This window comes from Streptomyces sp. NPDC002785, from assembly GCF_040295565.1.
In the GTDB taxonomy this organism is placed as follows: Bacteria; Actinomycetota; Actinomycetes; order Streptomycetales; family Streptomycetaceae; genus Streptomyces.
On the sequence record NZ_JBEOVN010000393.1, the window covers coordinates 1 to 2,397 of the forward strand.

Sequence of the window (2,397 nt, forward strand, 5' to 3'; positions counted from 1 at the left end):
CCCGTTGGGGGGGGGGGCCGACCCCCCGCGGGCCCCAACCCGCCCTCTTCTCATTCCGCCCTCGGTGTCCGTCCTCGGCTCAGATACGGACCTGAACCGCGCGGGCCAGCCGGTCATGCAGACCGCGCCCGTCGCGGTCCCAGACCAGGGCCGGAATCGCCAGGCACAGCAGCACGCTCCGGACGATCACCCGCCCGAAGGTGAGCCGGCCGCCGTTCTCGGCGACGACCCTGATGCCCAGGATGCGCTTGCCGGGCGTGCAGCCGATGGTCCCGACGGTGAGCACACTCAGCACGAGAAAGACGCCGAGCGCCCAGTTCCCGGCCGCCTGCTGGTCACCGCGGGCGAACAGCCCGTACGCGATCACCATGCACAGGGCCCAGTCGATGAAGAGCGCACCGAAGCGCCGGCCGAGCGGCGCCACGGATCCCGGCCCGTGCTCGGGCAGACCGAGCCGCTTGCCCCGGTGGCCGAAGTCGACCCCCATCTCCTCGGCGGCCGCGCGCGGCCCGGAGAGCCACGATCCGATTGCTTGCCTATTGTCCACCCGACCACGGTACTGCGCCCGCCCGCGCGCCCTGCCGGGCGGGGGGCCGCTGCGGGCTCCCGCCTTGGCGGGGGGCGAGGGCCCCGAACCGGCCATGAGGTGCCGCTCACACCCGGCTCGGTTAACTTCTGCGAAACAAATGGGTCATGCTTGAGAAATCCGGTCTGCCTATGGTCGGGTCCAGCGTGTGCCACCGCACTGGCCGCACCACGAGCTACAACCCCGTCCCTCCCGGGCCGGGAGTAGGAGGAGTTGGATGTTCCAGAACGCCGACGACGCGAAGAAGTACATCGCCGACGAAGACGTCAAGTTCATCGATGTCCGGTTCTGCGACCTGCCGGGTGTGATGCAGCACGTCACCGTCCCGGCGGCGACCTTCGACCCGACCGAGGAGCTTGCCTTCGACGGCTCGTCGATCCGCGGCTTCCAGGCCATCCACGAGTCCGACATGGCGCTGCGCGCGGATCTGTCGACCGCCCGCGTCGACCCGTTCCGCCGCGACAAGACCGTCAACATCAACTTCTTCATCCACGACCCGATCACCGGCGAGCAGTACAGCCGTGACCCGCGGAACGTGGCCAGGAAGGCCGAGGCGTACCTCGCCTCCACCGGCATCGCCGACACCGCGTACTTCGGCCCCGAGGCCGAGTTCTACGTCTTCGACAACGTCCGCTTCCAAACGTCGGCGAACGAGAGCTTTTACCACATCGACTCCGAGGCCGGCGCCTGGAACACCGGTGCGGTCGAGAACAACCGCGGCTACAAGGTCCGCTACAAGGGCGGCTACTTCCCGGTCCCGCCGGTCGACCACTTCGCCGACCTGCGCGCCGAGATGTCCCTCGAGCTGGAGCGCAGCGGCCTCCAGATCGAGCGCCAGCACCACGAGGTCGGCACCGCCGGCCAGGCCGAGATCAACTACAAGTTCAACACGCTGCTCGCCGCGGCCGACGACCTGATGCTCTTCAAGTACATCGTGAAGAACGTCGCCTGGCGCAACGGCAAGACCGCGACCTTCATGCCGAAGCCGATCTTCGGCGACAACGGCTCGGGCATGCACGTCCACCAGTCCCTGTGGGCCGGCGGCGACCCGCTGTTCTACGACGAGCAGGGCTACGCGGGCCTCTCGGACATCGCCCGCTACTACATCGGCGGCATCCTCAAGCACGCCCCGTCGCTGCTGGCCTTCACCAACCCGACGGTGAACTCGTACCACCGCCTGGTCCCCGGCTTCGAGGCCCCGGTCAACATGGTGTACTCGCAGCGCAACCGCTCGGCCGCGATGCGTATCCCGATCACGGGCTCGAACCCGAAGGCCAAGCGCGTCGAGTTCCGTGCCCCGGACCCGTCGTCGAACCCGTACCTCGCCTTCTCCGCTCTGCTGATGGCAGGCCTCGACGGCATCAAGAACAAGATCGAGCCCGCCGAGCCGATCGACAAGGACCTGTACGAGCTGGCTCCCGAGGAGCACGCGAACGTCCAGCAGGTCCCGACCTCCCTCCCGGCCGTCCTGGAGGCGCTGGAGGCGGACAACGAGTACCTGCAGGCCGGTGGCGTCTTCACGTCCGACCTGATCGAGACGTGGATCGACTTCAAGCGCACCAACGAGATCGCCCCGATCCAGCTGCGCCCGCACCCGCACGAGTTCGAGCTGTACTTCGACCTCTAAGGAGCGGGGTCGGGCGGCCTGGGCGGAAGCCTTGGAAACTGGCTGTGACCTGCGGAAACTCTTCTCAGCAGTTCTCACTGTCACCGGTCGGTTTCCATGCCCTTGTGCACCGAGTGTGCACCGCGCGGCCGATTCGCTGACGTGACGTCAGCGGCATGAACGAGGGCCGCTACCCCGACCACGG

General features: G+C 68.0%; 2 protein-coding genes. One reads left to right on the top strand and one right to left on the bottom strand.

Going from position 1 to position 2,397, the window contains the following annotated elements; all coding sequences use genetic code 11:
- Positions 1 to 79: 79 nt before the first annotated feature.
- Positions 80 to 547 (bottom strand): RDD family protein, encoded by a 468-nt coding sequence (locus ABTZ94_RS37290; RefSeq protein WP_351207861.1) that lies wholly within the window; start codon positions 545 to 547, stop codon positions 80 to 82.
- 256 nt (positions 548 to 803) lie between these two features.
- Between ABTZ94_RS37290 and glnA the strand changes: the two genes are divergently transcribed.
- Positions 804 to 2,213 (top strand): type I glutamate--ammonia ligase, encoded by a 1,410-nt coding sequence (gene glnA / locus ABTZ94_RS37295; RefSeq protein ID WP_351207863.1) that lies wholly within the window; start codon positions 804 to 806, stop codon positions 2,211 to 2,213.
- Positions 2,214 to 2,397 lie beyond the last annotated feature (184 nt).

Coding starts and splice junctions, on each gene's coding strand:
- glnA (WP_351207863.1), top strand. CDS start 804: ATGTTCCAGAACGCCGACGACGCGAAGAAGTACATCGCCGACGAAGAC.